Origin of the sequence: Aeromonas sp. MR16 (assembly GCF_022549315.1) — a bacterium.
GTDB classification, from domain to species: Bacteria; Pseudomonadota; Gammaproteobacteria; order Enterobacterales; family Aeromonadaceae; genus Aeromonas; species Aeromonas aquatica.
The window spans coordinates 165,974-180,503 of sequence record NZ_JAKZFK010000001.1; the positions used below are offsets into that span (position 1 = coordinate 165,974).

The following is a 14,530-nucleotide window of genomic DNA, read 5'->3' on the forward strand; positions in this document are numbered from 1 at the left end:
CGGTTTCCGTGACGATAAATGATAAAAGGCGCCTGATGGCGCCTTTCTTATGGGAGGAGCTGTTAGCGGGCCAGCCAACCACCGTCGACGGCGATGGTGTAGCCGTTGATGTAGTCGGAAGCGGCGGAGGCCAGGAACACCACTGGGCCCATCATGTCATCCGGCACGCCCCAGCGACCGGCCGGGATCCGCTCCAGGATGGCGGCGTTGCGATCTTCATCGGCGCGCAGGGCAGTGGTGTTGTTGGTGGCCATGTAACCGGGGGCGATGGCGTTGACATTGATGCCCTGGCTGGCCCATTCGTTGGCCAGCAGACGGGTGATCCCCATGACGGCACTCTTGGAGGCGGTATAAGAGGGCACCCGGATCCCGCCCTGATAGGAGAGCATGGAGGCGATGTTGACTATCTTGCCGCCCTGGCCCTGGGCGATGAACTGTTTGGCGACCGCCTGGGACATGAAGAAGACACTCTTGATGTTGATGTTCATCACATCGTCCCAGTCTTTCTCACTGAAGTTGATGGCATCGTCGCGGCGGATGATGCCAGCGTTGTTGACCAGGACATCGACGCGACCGAACTGGGAGACCGCCTGATCCACCAGGGCGGGCAGGGTATCCACCTTGCTGACATCGGCCTTGAGGCTCAGGAATTGGCGACCGAGCGCTTCAACTTTGGCGATGGTCTCTGTGGGCTCGACGATGTTGATGCCCACGATGTCACAGCCGGCTTCGGCCAGACCCAGTGCCATGCCTTGGCCCAGGCCGGTGTCACAACCGGTCACGATGGCAACCTTACCCTTCAAGTCGAATGCGTTGAGAATCATCTTGTTTCCTCTGCTGCCACCCGAAGTGGCAGATGTAAATGGGGGAAAATACGGGCAGTGCAGACTGCCCGGCACAGAATGGGAATTAGCGCAGATCCTTGACGGCCACATGATCCATGTCGCCGAACACCTGGTTCTCACCGACCATGCCCCAGATGAAGGTGTAGGCCTGGGTACCGACACCGGCGTGGATAGACCAACTCGGGGAGATGACGGCTTGCTCGTTGTGAACCAGCAGATGACGGGTCTCGTCCGGCTTGCCCATCATGTGGAACACGGCGGCATCGTCTTTCATGTTGAAGTAGAAGTAGACCTCCATGCGACGCTCGTGGGTGTGGCAGGGCATGGTGTTCCACAGGCTGCCTTCCTCCAGTTGGGTCATGCCCATCACCAGCTGGCAGGTCGGCAGCACGTCCGGCACCAGGTACTTGTAGATGGTGCGGCGGTTGCTGGTGGCGGCATCGCCGAGGGTGCTCGGAGACGCCTGCGCCTGGGTGACCTTGCGGGTCGGGAAGCTCACGTGGGCCGGGGCGCTGTTGTAGTAGAACTTGGCGGGTTGCGAGGCATCGATGCTGGCGAAGCTCAGCTCACGGGCACCTTGTCCCACATAGAGCGCCTCGGCGTTGCCGATCTCGAAGGGGGTGCCATCGATCATCACCACACCGGGGCCGCCGATGTTGATGAGACCGAGCTCGCGGCGCTCGAGGAAGTAGCTGACACCGAAAGTCTTGCCCAGCGCATCCGAAAAACCGAGGGTGCCGCGCACCGGCATGATGCCACCGAACACGATGCGGTCGATGTGGCTGTAGGTCATGGTCAGCCGATCGGCACAGAAGATCTCTTCCACCAGGAATTCACGGCGCAGGCCCTGAGTGTCCAGCTGTTTGGCATGATCGCTGTGAATGCTTTGACGAATTTGCATGGTTAACCTCAATGAGCGTCCGCACGTGTTGGCAGGCGCGTTGTCTGTAATGGAAACAATCCTATCAAAGAAAAATAAAAATCAAAACAGCGTTTTGTATTTTTGTTTTTGTGAGATTAAAATATGCATCACGGTGTGCCCAGGGTGGTTCGCCGTCGCTTGTCCCTGGTGGCTATTGTCCGACGGGGAGCTCAGGCGCCACAGGACGTTTATTGCCAATCTCACTCAACAACGGGTTTACAAATGAAGACGTGTGTTACCTCCAATCGACTGATCTTGCTGGCCGGCGTGGCCACGCTGAGCCTGGTATTGTTTGCCTTTGATACCGCTTCTCTCGGGCTCTGTGCGGCATTTCTGACCACGGGATCCTTCTCGCTGCAGGTGTTCGATATCCTCAAGACGCGGGAAACCAAGGCTATTTCCACCAAGATGTACCTGGTATTCATCAGTGGATTGGCGCTGTGGCTGACCTATGGTCTGAAGTCGGGCGACACGCCCCTGATCATGGCCAATGGCATCACCCTGCTGCTGGCCAGTGCCGTGATGTTGCTGAAATGGCGCAATGAGCGGGTCTGAGCCGGGGAAGGTTTCCTCTTTCCCCATCAGCGGCGCCTCGGGCGCCGCTTCTTTTTTCAGGCTTTCGAGCTGATTTGCGACTCAGCGACTCAGCTCACGTAAATAGGCCACACTCTCCTGCAGCTCGTCACCCGTCAGCTCCTCGACGATGATCGGGATATGACTCAGTTTGAAGCTGTCCAGCATGGCCAATACCTCCGCATAATCGATCAGGCCCTTGTCCAGGCCCACCGATACCTTGTCACGCCCTCGCAAGATGAAGTTCTTGAAATGGAACAACTGTATCCGCTCGCCGTGGGTGTGCAAAAAGCCCTTGAGGAGGGTGCGCCAGTCGGCGGCATTGTCGGCATCCAGCAGGTTGGCAAGGTCGAGGGTGACCGAGAAACGATCTCCCAGCCGATGGTTGAGTCGCGCCAGGCTATCGGCATCGTGGATGACGTGATCCCGCACGGCTTCCACCAGAAAGTCGCGACTCGCTTGCTCCAGATCGGGCTTGAGCTGCGCCAATGTCTGTTCCGCCTTGTTGAAGGCGGCAAGGCTGTGGTTGTCCGGGTGGAAGGTCCACTCATCATCGTTCAGAGAGCCGGTTTCACTGCCGATCAGCCTGATGCCACAACGCGTTCCCAAGTCAATGTTGAAGCGAGCCCGCTCCAGCTCACAAGCCAGAAAAGCGGCGTTCGAATGAACGGGATTGAAGTAGCTGGCCAGCAGGAAGATGGGCAGGCCAGCCTGCTGGAGATGCTGGATATGGGCGGCCAGAGTGTCGAGATCGCGGGCCTGATAGGCCTCTGGCCAGCTCTTGTGGATAGCCAGTTGCAGGCCGTCGATACCCGCCTCACGGGCTTGCACCACCAGTTCTTCCGGGGTTTGCCCCCTGAAGTCATGAGCGCGGGCACCTATCTTCAATGTGTGCATAAATACTCCTTGGGGAGCCAGGAGAAGCGAATGGCAACCGCACTGTCGGCGGCCTCTCACTGCCTGGAATAGAACGTCATTGTTCACCCCTGCCACGAGGTCAAGCCACCGGGACCGGGGTTCAAAAGATCTGTGTATCCTTCTGACGCAAGCGGCCATGCCACCCCGACAAGGGATTGGCATGGCCATTCTTTGGTTTGTCAGGTCAATATCAGGCTGCCGGCAACGGGGTTTCCTGTGCCGACAGTGCGGCCCGTTCCTTGTTGACCTCTTGCTCGAAATACTCGCGAACCAGAGGCGCTGACAGGCCGACCACTACCTGCAAGTTCTTGCCCGTGCGCATCACCCCAAGGGCGCCAGCCTGCTTGAGGGCCTTGTCATCCTGCACTAGGGCCTGATCCTTCACGACCAGGCGCAGACGGGTCTGACAGTTGCCTATGGTGTCGATGTTGGTGCAGCCACCTACGCTGCGCAGGATGGCGGCGGCCCTGAGGCGATCCGGTTCCTGGCCAGCCACACCCTTGCCAGCCTGTTTGTCGCGGTAATCCTGTTTGGAGTAGAGGCGTACGTCATCTTCCTCTTCATCATCGCCACGTCCCGGGGTCAGGAAGTTGAACTTCAGGATGAGGTAGCGGAACACGAAGAAGTTGAGGGCGGCAAAGCCCAAGCCCAAGGCCAGGTGGATCCAGATCAGGTGCGTGTGGTTCTTCGCATAGAAGACCCAGTTGAACAGGATGATGTCGTTCAGACCACCGCCCATGAAGCCGACGACACCGGACAGATAGAGCGCCACGCACAGGGTCGCGCCGATGAGGGCGTTGACCAGGTAGAGCACGGGGGCCACGAAGAGGTAGGTAAACTCGATGGGTTCGGTGATACCGACGGCCATGGCGGTGATGATGGCCGGGATCACCAGGGCGGCGATCTTGCGTTTCATCTTCTTCTTGGCGGTGGCATAGATGGCCAAACCGGCGCCCAGGGAGCAGAACACGCTGATGTTGCCGTACAGGGAGTAACCGGCAGCCGGGAACTGTTCAACCAGAGGCACGGTGGAGGCCGCATAGGTGGAGACGTTCTCGATCCAGTGGGTGTAGAGGCCACCGTCGACCACGGCCGGGCCGAAGAAGAAGGGGAAGTAGACGAAACGGTGCAGACCGGTCGGCACCAGGATCCGTTCCACGAAGGCGAGCATCCACATACCGAAGGCATCGGCTTCGACATAGAAGCCCTGCATGGCATTGATCCCGACCTGTACCTTCGGCCACATCAGGCAGGTCAGATACGCCATGGGCAGCATGGTGCAGAAGGCGATGATGAACACCAGACTCATGCCCTGGAAGATGGAGAGGTAGTCAGGCAATCTCTTCTCGAAGAAGCGATTGTGGATCCAGGTCACCACGCCACCGATGATGAGGGAGAAGATGATGCTGGTATCCAGCGTCTTGACTCCCCCCACCAGTGCCAGGCCGCTTGAGCCACCGACTTCCTGATTGAAGTCGACCCCAAACTCGGGCCCCCAGAAGGTGAGCATGCTGTTGGTGAAGTAGTTGTATGCCATGTAGGCAAAGAAGGCGACCAGAGCGGCGCGCCCTTGTGCCGATTTTGCCAGACCCACCGGCAATGCCATGCAGAACAGCAGCGGGAAGTTCTTGAAGATGGTCCAACCGCCGGACTTGATGACGGTCATCACCTTGAAGAAGTTGGAGTCGGGATGGGCCAGATCGCCCATGATATCGGGCATGGTGAGCAGGCCGGTGAAGGCGAGCAACAAGCCGGTGAAGGGCAGGAAGGCGATGGGGACCGCCATGGCACCGCCAAAAGTCTGGAAGGCCCCCATAAAGTTCCGTTTGGACATTGATTTTTTTCTCCGAGTAATTACAACACTAAAACTGTTAGGCCAACCACTGGCCCTGCTCCAGCTCGAGCAGCAGCAACATCGTCAACGCCTGGGCATAGGGCACGGGCGCCATGGCAATGTCGCAGTAGTACTGATGATCGTGGCCAATCATGGTTCCCTTGGAGGCTTCAAGGACGATGCCGCCCTCATCGATGCGCTGCCATACCGCCCGGGCCGCCCGCAGGGCTGGCTCAATCACGCTCTCATCGAGCAGACCCAGACGGACGCCGCGCAGCATGCCGTAGGCGATCCCCGCCGTGGCGGAGGACTCTTGCGGTGAGTCGGGATCGTCGAGCACCGTGTGCCACATGCCGTTGTCGGCCTGCAGCTCACACAGGGAGCGCACCTGGCGCGCCACGACTTGGGTGAGGAAGCGCCTCGTACCGGCATCCAGATGTTCCCCCATCAGATCGATGAACTCGGGGATGGCGACGGTGATCCAGGCGTTACCCCTGGCCCAGAAAGCCTCGGCGAAATGATGCCGACCGAGGTAAGTCCAGCCGTGATACCAGAGGCCGCTTTTGGGCTCGCTCAGGTAGCGGGTGTGCAGCAGAAACTGATAGACGGCTTCGTCGATCAAGTCTTGCCGCTCCAGCACTCTCCCGGCGGTACCGAGGAACAGACAGGTCATGAAGAGGGTGTCGTCCCAGAGCTGGCCGGTATTGGGTTGCTCCTTGACCACGTGCTGGAAGCCGCCTTCTTCGGTTCTGGGCAGGTTGGCGAGGAGATCGTCGGCCCAGTGACTGACTGCTTCACGCAGATCGGCGCGGCCGCTGTGGCCCGCCAGCAGTGCCAGGGTGATCATGGGCGCCGTGGTGTTGATCTGCATGGCAGGCAACCCCTTGGTGATCTGCCCTTCGTACCAGGCCAGCAGGGAGGCTTGCAGCTCGGCGTCGCCCTTGTGCTCGGCATAGCGCCAGAAGCCGTAGAGACCGACGCCGACCTCCCATTCCCACTGCTCGAACTGGATGGACAGACCCTGGCTGGCGGTCAGCTCCCCCATACCTTTCAACTGGCAGAAGCCATGGACCACCCGCTCCAGGGTGGGGATCAGTGCGTGTGGTTTCATTGTGCCTCTCCACGGTAGATCACGATGGGGTCAGATCCCGCCTCGGCGGGGAAGACGTGCGAGACGCCATTGACCAGGCAGTCACCCTGCCAGCTCAGGCGCATCAGTTCCTCTTGCGCCGTGCTGGCGATGGCGGTCTCACCCTCCATCAGACGTACCTCGAGGGTCGCCATGCGCTGACAGAAGGCGGCGAAGGCTGTCTCATCTCCGTGGCCGATCTCGATATACCAGGCCACCTGACGGGCGTAGGCGCGAACCTCGCAGCCCGCCGTCATGCCCTCGGTCACCGCCTGTAGCGGTGCCGAGCAGCCGATGGCGGCGAAGGCATTCCCCGCCCGCACTACACGGCTGTGGGGGGTGGTGATCACCCGATCGAAGGCCTCGGCCGGCAGATAGAGGTGGGTCCAGGGGAAGGGCTCGTCCTCGGCCAGTTGATAAAGCTGCAGGACACGGTTTTCCACCTGCATCACCCGCGGCAACACGCCATTGCCGGACCAGTAGGAGGGGCGTTTCTCGCCGCCGGGCTCGGCCTCGCCCGGGTGGTTGACCCAGAGCTTGGCGTCATGGCTGGAGGCGAACTGCAGATCCACCAGATGCTGCTGGTGGCCCCGCTGGCCGCTGTGGTGATCGACGCAGCTGGAGAGGCTGACGCCCGGCTCCTTCCAGACGACGATCTTGCCGCCGCCGCACTGGTAATGGGCCGACAGCGAGCCTTGGTGCAGGGTTGCGTAACCATCGGCCTCGACCGGCGGTTGGTAATCGCTGGCGCAGAACAGCGGCAGTGAGGCGCATTTGCGGTTATACCAGCCACCGCCCCAGGCGACGTTGCCGTAGGCCGACAGCTCGGTGAGCACACCCGCCAGCAGCTCTTTTTCGTAGACCCGGCCCATGGTGCCGGTGGCGATGCCCGCCTGGTAGTGCAGGGCACTCAGCCGCATCAGCCGATCGATCAGTCCTTTGGCGCGCTCGCGCACCCAGGCATCGTCCGCCAGCTGATAGAGGGCAAACAGACCTATGTAGTCGACCGGGTAGTAGGGGGCCGAATTCCACTCGACGAAGCCGTGCTCCTCGATGGCATCGAACCACAGACCCAGGCGCTGGGCAGCCAGGGCACGCTGCTGCTCGCCCTTGCGACCGGAGGCCAGGAACAGCTCATTCGGGAACATCTGGCCAGCCAGATACTGGGCTGCGTGGAAGCAGAGGGTGTGGTTCTCGCTCCAGAACCACATCACGTCGTTGCCCGGCTCATCCAGCCAGTAGCGGTAGCCGAGTATGGTAGAACGCACTCGCCGCCACAGGGTGGCCGGGAAGTGCTCACCCTCGTGCTGGCACCAGATCCAGAGCAGCGGCACCAGGGAGAAGTCGGAGCAATCCTCGCGGGCGCTGATCCGTTTCAGGGTATCGAGCAGCAGTTGCTCCGCGTCGGCCGTGATCTCGCCGCAGTGCAGCATGGCCAGCAGGCGGGCGGTTCTATCCATACCGTGTTGCGCGGTATAACGCAGGGCCTGCTGCTTGCGCGCTGGCAGGCTAGCCTCGGTCCCGGCCGCGCAGGGTTCGGCCATGAGGTTGACGCCGAAGCTGCGGTTGAGGCTGACACCGTCGCAGCTCAGGGTCAGGACTATCTGGTAGTGAGCGGGGCCAATCTCGGCGGGGAGGGTCAGGGTCAACGCCTGGCTGTTCGCCGCGAGTTCACCGAAGTCGACCCGGCGGGGCCTGAAGTTGTCGTTGCCCATGCCATGGATCTCGCCATGCAGGCGGACAGTACGGGCAGGGGAGGCGTCACCGAGGCGGATCCGCACCTGATTGTGCCAGGCCGCGAGCTCGGGGCGCATGCTGGCGGCCAAGCGGGTCAGGTCGTCGAGTACGGGAGCGGCTATGCCGGGCAGGGAGACACCCAGCGACACCTTACCCTGGTAGACGAGCTGCAGGGCAAAGATGGTATCGCGCTCGAACAGCTCCTCCAGGTGGATCCGCAGGTTGTTTTTTCCCGCCCGCAGCGGCAACGCCACATCGAGGCTCTGCATCTTGTTGCGGGTGAAGGGGGTAAATCTGGCAACGGCCACGCCGTCACACCAGAGGCGGGCGCCGCCACAGGTCGACAGCCGGAATGGATAGGTGCCTGCCTCATCGGCGTGCAACTCCACCTCCAGCCAACGCTGTACATGAAACGGCAGGCGATTGAAGGAGGAGAAGGAGACGACATCCCCCTCGCCAGTGAAGCTGACCTGGGTCAGTGGCAGGATCTGTGCCGGATCCACTGTCCGCTCGGCCATCTGCTGGCGGAAGATCTGCCGACAGAAGGCATCCTCTTTCGGCCCCCCGCCGTTCTGGAACCGATAGTCCATGGTCATGTCCATGGTTTCTCCGGTGAAGAACTCGGCGAATCGCTCCTCACGGGGAGCTGAGACACAAAAACGCGTGAGTGCCGAATTTGGCTCGAGCACCCAACTTCCAAGCTTCATACAACACTCCTTGAAGCTATTGACACCCATGAGGTGCTATTTATATTGATGACGCGGTAATCCCTCCGCTATTAACGGGGGATCACCGGTCACCTTGAACAGGCAAGGATTATGTCAGGCGACGGTGAGTCTCATCTTCGTGGGATGATATTCATTGCCCCTTTGACATATCCTTTTACTACTCGTTCAGCGGCTCATCTCGAACTGTGAGGTGAATAACAAGTTGAGATACTGCCTCCCAGGATCTTTTCTGAACCCAGGCATAACGACGAATAACAGCCGATAACGGGGTGAGGCCAAGTCAATATCGGATAAACCGGCATCCTGTGATCCACTGCACGTATTCAATAAACGCCAGGCGGGGCTTCGAATAAACAGGATTCATTAAATGCCTGCTTGTGCTTGCCTCGCGGAATTTATTTTTTGCGATGACGGCGGTCACCATTCCATGAATATCTGGCCCTAATGACTCTTTATGCCGGATTGCATGCGACGAGCGTCAATCCTTCCTGAACGAGCCGACCCTGCTTAGAAGATGTACTCAACCCCGACACGCCAGCGCCACTGCCAATCGTTGGGGTAGGGGCTGTCATCGGTCGGATCGTTGTAGGAGACATAACCAATCTCGGTAAACGGACGCCAGTTCTTGTTAATAGGGACGCGGATGGTGACGTTATTCAGATAGGAATAGTCTTCACCATTGAAATCAGGGTAGTCGAGCTTCTTATATTCGAAGTCGTAGGCGATGGACCAGTTCTCCGCGTTATAGCCGAGATAATAATTCAACTGGAAATAGTGACCATTTTCCTTGTTCATTTCGTCAACATAATTACGCTGACCCACCCGGAAACGCGCGGCAGTATAGAAGTTCTCGTTTATCCAATAAGTTGGCTTGAAATGAACACGCAGATCTTGCACGTCATCCGTGATCTCGGTATTGAATCCAGCCTCCCACCACCATTTATCGCTGGGCTTGGCAAGGTAGCTCAAATCATATTCTGTTCCCGTGGTGTGGAGTTCATCGAATGCCCCTTCTCCCTCACCCCCGCTGGTAAATTTGGACTCTACGCCAAAGCCCCAGCCATTATCGAAACGATGTGATACTACCAGGCGATCGCTCTGTTGATCCTGCTTCTCCAGAAACTCGTGGCGATAATTGAGGCTCCATGCATTGGCATTCATGCTGGTGAGCGCCGAGCAGGCGGCAATGGCGGCACATGCAAATTTTAACTTCATACCTTTCGATCAATCCTATGAAACGGCGGCTAATGGTGGTCCAAGTCAGATAGCGCGCTGCATGGCTACCAATCCAGGCTGGACTCATTGAGGTCGTAGTTGAACACCAAGTCGCGACAGTGGTGATGAAGTGCAGGGACGCTACCGGTTTGAGGTGCGTATGAGCACATTTCATTCTGCGAATCTTGATTTTCAAAACAACGGTTCAAATATAATGTTTTTGGCGTTTCATTTGCAATGATAGTGGCAGGATGACATATGAAAAATGAGACCTTCGTCTACATAAAATGAAATGGCGTTTCTTTTTGTGTTCAATGGGGTCTTCTATGGCATCTGTGCGACCGCAAAGCATGGGAAAGGGCCTGGGCGTCGAACGTCTGCCAACAAGAGGCCCAAGGTGGCCTCCGTTGTCCATGGCGAGAGGATGAGGCTGCCGCCAATGGCATCCTGGATTGGGATCAGGGGGTTAATTTCAGAGGGCTAGCTGAGGTGTTGCTGCCCGCAAGGATTCGTGTCAAGGGGGCGAACGTTGGGTCAGGGAAATGTTGCTGGGATGGGGGAGGGTTGCAAGCGCAGTGCGAGAGGTGATCCGGGGGGGCGTTGTAACGGGGGCGCTTGTCTGCCCCCGTTACATTCTGTGGTTATGTTACTGGTAGACAGTCACAGACTCACGGCCAAGCAGTCGGTCATAGATGGCGGCCAGCATCAGTCCCAGCAGGGAGGGCAGCAACCAGGCGAGGCCTTGCTCTGCCAGCGGCAAATGCAGGCTCCACTCGGGCAGCATGCCGGCCAGTGCCGAGCCCTTGATGCCGTCGATCATGCCAAACAGCAGGCTGATCAGCATGGTCGGGATGACGATGCGAGAGGCATTGTTCCACCAGCGCAGGGTGAAGCTCAGCAGCACCAGCACGATGCAAGGGGGGTAGATGGCCGTCAGCACCGGGATGGAGAGCTGGATCAGGTGGCTCAGCCCCAGGTTGGAGACCAGGGTGGAGAAGCCCCCGAGCACAAACACCAGAGTGCGATACGAGAACGGCAGGTGGCGGGAGAAAAACTCCGCGCAGGCACAGGTCAGGCCAACCGCGGTGACCATGCAGGCGATGAAGATAAGCAGGGCCAGGAAGGCGCTGCCCATGCCGCCGAAAGTGTGCTGCACATAGGCATGCAGGATCTCGGCGCCATTCTGGGCATTGGGCACCAGCTCACCACTGCTGGCACCCAGCTTGAACAGGCCCAGATACACCAGGGTCAGGCCCACGCCGGCGATGAGACCGGCCAGTATGGTATAGCGGGTCAGCAATTTGGCGCTGTCGACGCCCCGCGAGCGGGCTGCGTTGACGATGACGATGCCGAACACCATGGCCCCCAGGGTATCCATGGTCAGGTAGCCGTTGACGAAACCGTTGGAGAGGGGGAGTTGCTGGTAGGCCTCGGTGGCGGGGATGGTGCCACCCGCGGGCCAGAGCAGCGCGGCAAGGCCGAGTACCGACAACGCCAGGATCTTCATCGGTGCCAGCACATGACCGACCGTGTCCAGCAGCCGTCCCGGGTAGAGGGAGATGCCGATCACCAGGGAGAAGTAGACGACGCTGTAGATGAGCAACGGGGTCGCATCGCTGCCAAAGAAGGGGGCCAGACCCACTTCATAGGAGACGGTTGCGGTGCGCGGCGTGGCAAACAGCGGGCCGACGGCCAGGTAGCAGACGGTGGCCAGCAGCACACCGGCCCGCTTGCCGATGGGCAGGCTGAGGGCGTCTATGCCGCCGCCGACCCGCGCCAGCGCGATCACGGTCAAGACGGGTAGCCCGACCGCCGTCAGCAGGAAGCCCAGCGCGGCGGTCCAGACTTGTTCACCGGCCTGCAAACCGACCATGGGGGGGAAGATGATGTTGCCTGCGCCGACGAAGAGCGCAAAGGTCATAAATCCCAAGGCGACGATATCTTTGGGTGCTAATTGTTGTTTCATTGGTGTGTCATACCTGTCTGAAAGTGCTGCTGCCGTCAAAAAAACTGTAGCAATCTGTGTCTGCGGAATAATCATCCTGAGAAATCAGGGGAAAATATTTATTGGTTTTATATCGCTCGCCGTGGCGGCGGGTGGCAAGTAAATCGATTATCGCGTGGCAAGGCAAGTGCCATGGATTAATCAAAAATATTTCACTGGGTAATAAATTAAACAAAGAGAATGATGCTGGTTTTTCATAAAACCTCAATCTTATAGACTGCCACAAGAGGGCCTCTTCTGGGGTGCTCTGCCTCGCTATTCAGCTGCTATGAAACCATCCTGCGGGATTATCGTCTGAATCCTGCAGAGAGGGAGTACCCGCGGGAGTGAACAATCGGAGACATCTGGCAGCTTGCGTCAGCCTGCAGGCGAATCACGGTGGAAAGTCTGAGGGCAGATGTCTGCACAATCGGGAAGGACTGCGAGTCTTGGGGTGAAAAACCACTCAGGCTGTGGAGGCCGGAGACTCAGCACTGGCACGCCTTGGCGCTGGGTTGCTCTTGCCGATCACGGGCAAGTTGTCGCGGCGATGTGCGATCTGGCCACCAAGCGATCGGCAGATTTCAGGGACGCTCGCATTTTTATGGTTTTTTTTCCGGTACTGAGAAATGGGGTCAAACTGCCTATTCCTGGGGGAGATTTGGCTCTTGGGAGGCAGAAAATACGCCTCGGGTCGAGGCATTGCATGAGTCATTACCGGGGAGATGGTCGGGCACTTTACTTTTGACAATAACTGTATAAAAATACAGTTATAAATCATGGAGAGCTATCCTATGCGCCTGGAAATCATCATCGACAAGAAACATCAGATCCCCACTTCAACCATGGAGGCGCTGCGGCAGGAGTTGCTCAAGCAATTGGGCGAGCCGTTCCCCGACTTGCATGTGCGGGTCGCGCCGGGCAGCGCCATGGCGCTGACGGTCAGCCGCGCCAGCAAGGAAGACAGGGAGCGGGCGGAGGCCATGGTGCAGGAGGTGTGGGAGAATTCCGACAGCTGGATGCCCGAGGCGGAAAACGCCGACGCCTGAACGGGATAGTCGTGGTAGATGACAGTGTCTGCACAGGATGTGCGGTGCTACCCGGATCAAACAAAACGCAGCCAGGGGCTGCGTTTTTTGTTGGTGGCGTGGTCGGTGTCAGTGGGTGAAGGAATGGCTCGGCAACGCCGCCGGCTCGTTCAGAGCCCGGCCCACTGTTTGAGACTGTCTTGTTGCACCCGCTGGTTGGCCTGGGCGATGTCGCCGTTGCTGCGCAGGGCCTTGATGGCGATGGGCAGGGCGGTGCGTACCTCGTCGGCGCTCATGCCCGCATGCAGAGCCGGGTGATAGGCGAGCTTGAGCAGCACGTAATCGAGCCCGGTCGGGAAACGGTCGACGCTGTGGTCGTTGAAGATGGAGGGAAACACCTTGTCCGAGTCGTTGGGCAAGCCCATGATCTGGGTGAGCTCCTCCACCACGCAGTCCAGGAAGCGCCCCTTGTCACGGCTGTAATCCACCGGAATGATGACGGTGGCGCGGGTGATTTCATAGGCGGCATTGGTGGCAAAGTTGGCCAGGCAGATCCCCTCCTTGAGGGCGATCTTGACCGAGCCATCCTGGCCTATGGTGCGGCTGGCCCAGTGCGCCATCTGCTTGTGCCGGGTCATGATGAGGGTGAGATTGGGGTTGTCGTTGACGAGCCGGATCGGTTGGCCGGTGATCCTGGCCAGGTGCTGGCTCTGGATCCTGACCACCTCGGCCTGTAATGGCTTGTCGCCAAATTCGTTGATGAGTTTGAGGCGAATGGGGGTCTGCCAGCGCGAGAAACGCACATGCTGCTCGTGGCCGTATTCCCGCTTCATGGCGACCTCGAAGAAGCTCTGGATCAGGTAGTCATCGTTCTGCCAGCGCTCGGCTGAGAAGGCGGGCAGGGAGAGCAGCCACAGGCCCAGCATCCGGCAGATCCAGACGAGATGACCAGCTTGCCGCGCGGGGTGTCGCCATGGATTCATGTTGCCTCCTTGCAACCGGGGACTCAGCCCCTGGTGCGCTCAAGGTCGCGCCAGGTGAGCCAGAGCCTGAGATCGAACTCCAGTTGATGATAGTCCGGTTCCATATGCTGGCAGAGCTGGTAGAAGGCCTTGTTGTGATCCTTCTCTTTGAGGTGGGCCAGCTCGTGCACCACGATCATTTTCAGGAAGGCGGGATGGGCCTCCTTGAACAGGGCGGCGATGCGGATCTCGTTCTTGGCCTTGAGTTTGTTGCCCTGCACCCGGCTGACATAGGTGTGCAGCCCGAGGGCATCCTTGATCACGTTGATCTTGCCATCGAAGATCACCTTGGAAAGGGGGGAGGAGCTTTTGAGGTAGCGGTTCTTCAGCTCCATGGTATAGGTCAGCAGCGCCTTGTCACTCTGGATGAGGTGCGTATCGGGGTAACGTTTGGCCAGCATGTCGCCGAGCTTGCCAGCCGCGATCAACTGCTGTACCTGAGCCTTGAGCGGGTCTGGATAGCCCCCCAGATAGGTCAGTTCCGCCATGATTTCTCAGCCTCCACACGAAAAAAGAGCGCCATTGTAGTCATGATGTGGCCGTTTGAACACCGCTGGCGTCTTCTCATAACCGACAAAAAGGCCGTCATCGTTGC

The 14,530-nt window shown here is 59.0% G+C and carries 12 protein-coding genes; 2 read left to right on the plus strand and 10 right to left on the minus strand.

The genetic code is table 11. From position 1 onward, the window contains the following. Positions 1-62 precede the first annotated feature (62 nt). Both kduD and kduI read right to left on the minus strand, forming a co-directional pair. Entirely contained in the window at positions 63-824 is a 762-nt protein-coding gene (gene kduD, locus MM194_RS00665; protein WP_033132468.1) for a 2-dehydro-3-deoxy-D-gluconate 5-dehydrogenase KduD, read from the minus strand. Between the two features lie 85 nt (positions 825-909). Further along, positions 910-1,746, minus strand: coding sequence for a 5-dehydro-4-deoxy-D-glucuronate isomerase (gene kduI / locus MM194_RS00670; protein ID WP_033132469.1), 837 nt, complete (start codon positions 1,744-1,746; stop codon positions 910-912). Between the two features lie 243 nt (positions 1,747-1,989). On the opposite strand from kduI, the gene MM194_RS00675 reads away from it, so the two are divergent. After that, a complete protein-coding gene (locus MM194_RS00675) occupies positions 1,990-2,322 on the plus strand; it encodes a SemiSWEET transporter (protein ID WP_081966263.1) in 333 nt (110 codons plus the stop codon). Positions 2,323-2,403: 81 nt separating this feature from the next. Here the strand turns inward: MM194_RS00675 and MM194_RS00680 are convergent, their stop codons facing one another. The 6 genes from MM194_RS00680 to brnQ all read right to left on the minus strand — a co-directional run bounded on the left by MM194_RS00680 (position 2,404) and on the right by brnQ (position 11,867). Continuing rightward, positions 2,404-3,237 (minus strand): TIM barrel protein, encoded by an 834-nt coding sequence (locus MM194_RS00680; protein ID WP_033132470.1) that lies wholly within the window; start codon positions 3,235-3,237, stop codon positions 2,404-2,406. 211 nt (positions 3,238-3,448) lie between these two features. Next, positions 3,449-5,092 (minus strand): alpha-glucoside-specific PTS transporter subunit IIBC, encoded by a 1,644-nt coding sequence (locus MM194_RS00685; protein WP_241342319.1) that lies wholly within the window; start codon positions 5,090-5,092, stop codon positions 3,449-3,451. A 37-nt stretch (positions 5,093-5,129) separates the two neighbouring features. Continuing rightward, on the minus strand, positions 5,130-6,203 hold the full coding sequence (locus MM194_RS00690; RefSeq protein WP_033132472.1) for a glycoside hydrolase family 88 protein: 1,074 nt from the start codon (positions 6,201-6,203) through the stop codon (positions 5,130-5,132). Next, the gene (locus MM194_RS00695; protein ID WP_241342320.1) at positions 6,200-8,560 is read right to left on the minus strand and encodes a hypothetical protein; all 2,361 of its coding nucleotides are present in this window, start codon (positions 8,558-8,560) and stop codon (positions 6,200-6,202) included. Before MM194_RS00695 ends, MM194_RS00690 begins: the two co-directional genes overlap by 4 nt. A gap of 633 nt (positions 8,561-9,193) precedes the next feature. After that, a complete protein-coding gene (locus MM194_RS00700; protein ID WP_241342321.1) occupies positions 9,194-9,901 on the minus strand; it encodes an oligogalacturonate-specific porin KdgM family protein in 708 nt (235 codons plus the stop codon). A 646-nt stretch (positions 9,902-10,547) separates the two neighbouring features. Continuing rightward, positions 10,548-11,867, minus strand: coding sequence for a branched-chain amino acid transport system II carrier protein (gene brnQ, locus MM194_RS00705; RefSeq protein ID WP_241342322.1), 1,320 nt, complete (start codon positions 11,865-11,867; stop codon positions 10,548-10,550). An 812-nt stretch (positions 11,868-12,679) separates the two neighbouring features. On the opposite strand from brnQ, the gene MM194_RS00710 reads away from it, so the two are divergent. Then, entirely contained in the window at positions 12,680-12,934 is a 255-nt protein-coding gene (locus MM194_RS00710) for a DinI family protein (protein ID WP_033132477.1), read from the plus strand. 149 nt (positions 12,935-13,083) lie between these two features. Here MM194_RS00710 and MM194_RS00715 read toward each other — a convergent pair whose 3' ends face one another. Further along, positions 13,084-13,839, minus strand: coding sequence for a DUF2927 domain-containing protein (locus MM194_RS00715; RefSeq protein WP_161785844.1), 756 nt, complete (start codon positions 13,837-13,839; stop codon positions 13,084-13,086). A gap of 80 nt (positions 13,840-13,919) precedes the next feature. Further along, complete coding sequence (locus MM194_RS00720; protein ID WP_241342323.1) at positions 13,920-14,423, minus strand: M48 family metallopeptidase; 504 nt, start codon at positions 14,421-14,423, stop codon at positions 13,920-13,922. Between the last annotated feature and the right edge of the window lie 107 nt (positions 14,424-14,530).

Coding starts and splice junctions, on each gene's coding strand:
- MM194_RS00710 (WP_033132477.1), top strand. CDS start 12,680: ATGCGCCTGGAAATCATCATCGACAAGAAACATCAGATCCCCACTTCA.
- MM194_RS00720 (WP_241342323.1), bottom strand. CDS start 14,423: ATGGCGGAACTGACCTATCTGGGGGGCTATCCAGACCCGCTCAAGGCT.
- MM194_RS00695 (WP_241342320.1), bottom strand. CDS start 8,560: ATGGACATGACCATGGACTATCGGTTCCAGAACGGCGGGGGGCCGAAA.
- MM194_RS00685 (WP_241342319.1), bottom strand. CDS start 5,092: ATGTCCAAACGGAACTTTATGGGGGCCTTCCAGACTTTTGGCGGTGCC.
- MM194_RS00715 (WP_161785844.1), bottom strand. CDS start 13,839: ATGCTGGGCCTGTGGCTGCTCTCCCTGCCCGCCTTCTCAGCCGAGCGC.
- MM194_RS00700 (WP_241342321.1), bottom strand. CDS start 9,901: ATGAAGTTAAAATTTGCATGTGCCGCCATTGCCGCCTGCTCGGCGCTC.
- kduD (WP_033132468.1), bottom strand. CDS start 824: ATGATTCTCAACGCATTCGACTTGAAGGGTAAGGTTGCCATCGTGACC.
- MM194_RS00680 (WP_033132470.1), bottom strand. CDS start 3,237: ATGCACACATTGAAGATAGGTGCCCGCGCTCATGACTTCAGGGGGCAA.
- MM194_RS00690 (WP_033132472.1), bottom strand. CDS start 6,203: ATGAAACCACACGCACTGATCCCCACCCTGGAGCGGGTGGTCCATGGC.
- kduI (WP_033132469.1), bottom strand. CDS start 1,746: ATGCAAATTCGTCAAAGCATTCACAGCGATCATGCCAAACAGCTGGAC.
- MM194_RS00675 (WP_081966263.1), top strand. CDS start 1,990: ATGAAGACGTGTGTTACCTCCAATCGACTGATCTTGCTGGCCGGCGTG.
- brnQ (WP_241342322.1), bottom strand. CDS start 11,867: ATGAAACAACAATTAGCACCCAAAGATATCGTCGCCTTGGGATTTATG.